Origin of the sequence: Streptomyces sp. NPDC058964, from assembly GCF_042741275.1 — a bacterium.
GTDB lineage: Bacteria > Actinomycetota > Actinomycetes > Streptomycetales > Streptomycetaceae > Streptomyces.
Genome location: NZ_JBHYKH010000552.1, coordinates 1 through 3013 on the forward strand (window position 1 = coordinate 1; position 3013 = coordinate 3013).

The window sequence follows — 3013 nt, forward strand, 5'->3', positions numbered from 1 at the left end:
CGCGCTCTGGCGGGCGGCGCCGCCCCCGCCGCTGAAACTGTCCGGCCTGACCACCCTGGCACCCCGACGAGCGCGGCTCCCCGCGAGAAGCCCCGGGTCGCCGTACCCCCCGAGCCCCCCGAGACCGCGGGCAACACGGACGCCGCACCGTACGCGGCGGGCCCGAGGGGCGCGGGCCGCCCGGTGGGCGGCGGCAGCCCGGAGACCGCCGGCAACGCCGGTGCCGCCGCGGCCGCCGAATCCGCCGAAGCGGCGGGGAACGCGAAGGCCGTGCCGAGCGGTCCGGCGAGCGCGGGCAACGCGCGCACCCCGGGCGCCCCGGCGGCCCCCGGGAACCCGAGCGCACCGCGGGCCGACGACACCACCCGGCTCACCCCGGTCAAGGACACCCCACGGGCCGACGACACCGCGCGGCTGACCCCGGTCAAGGAGACCCCGCCGGCCGACGACACCACCCGGCTCACCCCGGTCAAGGACACCCCGCGGACCGACGAGACCACCCGGCTGACCAGGGTGAAGGCGGACGTGCCCAGCGCCGGGGCCGCCCGCACCACCAGGATCCCCCGGACCGCGGCGACCCCGGCGGTCGCGGCGAACGCGGGGACCGGGACCGCCGGGAACCCGGCCCGCACCCAGAGCGGCACGAAAGCCGCGGACACCCCGAGCAGCGCGAACGCGACCGCCGGCGGCAACGGCAACGGCAAGCAGCCGAAGCGGTCCAAGCGCACCGGCTGGCGCCGGCTGATCCCGACCTGGCGGATGGTGCTCGGCACCTTCCTCGTCGGCATCCTGCTGATCATCGGCCTGTTCTTCCTCGGCTACTCGATGGTCAAGATCCCGCCGGCCAACGCCCTCGCCACCAAGCAGAGCAACGTCTTCCTGTACGCGGACGGCTCCCAGCTGGCCCGGGACGGCGAGATCAACCGGGAGAACGTCACCCTCGCGCAGATCTCCAAGGACGCCCAGCACGCCGTACTGGCCGCCGAGGACCGCGACTTCTACACCGAGTCGGCCGTCGACCCCAAGGCGATGATCCGCGCCGCCTGGAACACCGCCACCGGCAAGGGCAAGCAGTCCGGCTCGACGATCACCCAGCAGTACGTGAAGAACTACTACCTGGCCCAGGAACAGACGGTCACCCGCAAGGCCAAGGAGTTCTTCATCTCGATCAAGCTGGACCGCAACAAGTCCAAGGACCAGATCCTCGAGGGCTACCTCAACACCAGCTACTTCGGCCGCAACGCCTACGGCATCCAGGCCGCCGCCCAGGCCTACTACGGCGTGGACGCCACCGGCCTGGACCCGGCCCGCGCCGCCTACCTCGCCGCGCTGGTCAACGCGCCCAGCGAGTACGACATCATCGCGCACCCCGAGAACAAGTCCGCCGCGGTGGCCCGCTGGAACTACGTCCTGGACGGCATGGTCAAGAAGGGCTGGCTCAGCGAGTCCAAGCGGGCCGGCATGAAGTTCCCGATGCCGAAGGAGCAGACCGTCTCCACCGGCCTGTCCGGGCAGCGCGGCTACATCGTCGACGCGATCAAGCACTACCTCACCAAGAACAACATCATCGACGCGGACGCCCTGGAGGCCGGCGGCTACCGCATCACGACCACCCTGCAGAAAAGCAAGCAGAACGCCTTCGTCAAGGCGGTCAACGACCGGCTGATGGACAAGCTGGACAAGAAGAACCGCAAGGTCGACTCCTACGTCCGCGCGGGCGGCGCCTCCGTCGATCCCAAGACCGGCAAGGTCGTCGCGATGTACGGCGGCGTCGACTACGTGAAGCAGTACACCAACGGCGCGACCCGGGGCGACTTCCAGGTCGGCTCCACCTTCAAGCCGTTCGTGTTCACCTCGGCCGTGCAGAACGGCTCCACCACGCAGGACGGCCAGACCATCACGCCGAACACCTACTACGACGGCACCAACCAGCGGCCGGTGCAAGGCTGGAGCGGCGGCGCCTACGCACCCGAGAACGAGGACTCCAAGTCGTACGGCGACATCACCGTGCGCAAGGCCACCGACCTGTCGGTGAACTCGGTGTACGCGCAGATGGCCGTCGACGTGGGCCCGGCGAAGGTCAAGAAGACCGCGGTCGACCTGGGCATCCCGGCCGGCACCAAGGACCTGAACCCGTACCCGTCCATCGCCCTCGGTACCGCCACCGCCAGCGTGCTGGACATGGCGGAGGCGTACGCCACCCTCGCCAACCACGGCAAGCACGGCACGTACACGATGATCGAGAAGATCACCAAGGACGGCACGGAGGAGGTCGACCTCCCCGAGGACAAGACCGCGCAGGCCGTCAGCCGCGAGGCCGCGGACACCACGACGTCGATCCTGCAGAGCGTGGTGCAGACCGGCACCGCGACCGCCGCCCAGGCCGCCGGGCGCCCGGCGGCGGGCAAGACCGGCACGGCGGAGGAGGACACGGCGGCCTGGTTCGCGGGCTACACGCCCGACCTGGCCACGGTCGTCTCGGTGATGGGCCAGGACCCGGTCACGGCCGCCCACAAGTCGCTGTACGGCGTGATGGGGCTGCCGCGCATCAACGGCGGTGGAGCCCCCACCGAGATCTGGGCGCAGTACACGCAGGCCGCCCTGAAGAACAAGCCGGCCACCGACTTCGACCTCGAACTGCAGCAGGGCGCCGATGTCCAGGCCCCCGGCACGCAGGCTCCGACCGAGCCCGGCACCACCGGCGGCCAGAACGACGGCGGCACCACCGACGGCGGCCAGGACCAGGGGCAGGACCAGGGCCAGACGGCCGGCCAGAACGACGGCGGTACGACCGACGGCGGCACGACGGCGGGCACGACCGACGGCGGCACCGCAGGCACCACCGCCGGGACCACCGACGGCACGAGTACGGGCACCACCGACGGCACCACGACCGGAACGACGGCCGGCCCCGGAGGCCCGCAGCTCAGGTTGGGAGAACAGTGAGCGGTCGCTGACCGGTCAGTGACCGGAGGTCGCCTTGAGCCCCACCACGGCGACCAGCAGCAGACAC

At 71.4% G+C, this 3013-nt stretch carries 1 protein-coding gene; it reads left to right on the top strand.

The window, feature by feature from the left end:
* Positions 1–183 precede the first annotated feature (183 nt).
* Positions 184–2946 (top strand): transglycosylase domain-containing protein, encoded by a 2763-nt coding sequence (locus ACFW2E_RS39895; protein WP_384474926.1) that lies wholly within the window; start codon positions 184–186, stop codon positions 2944–2946.
* The last annotated feature ends 67 nt before the right edge of the window (positions 2947–3013 follow it).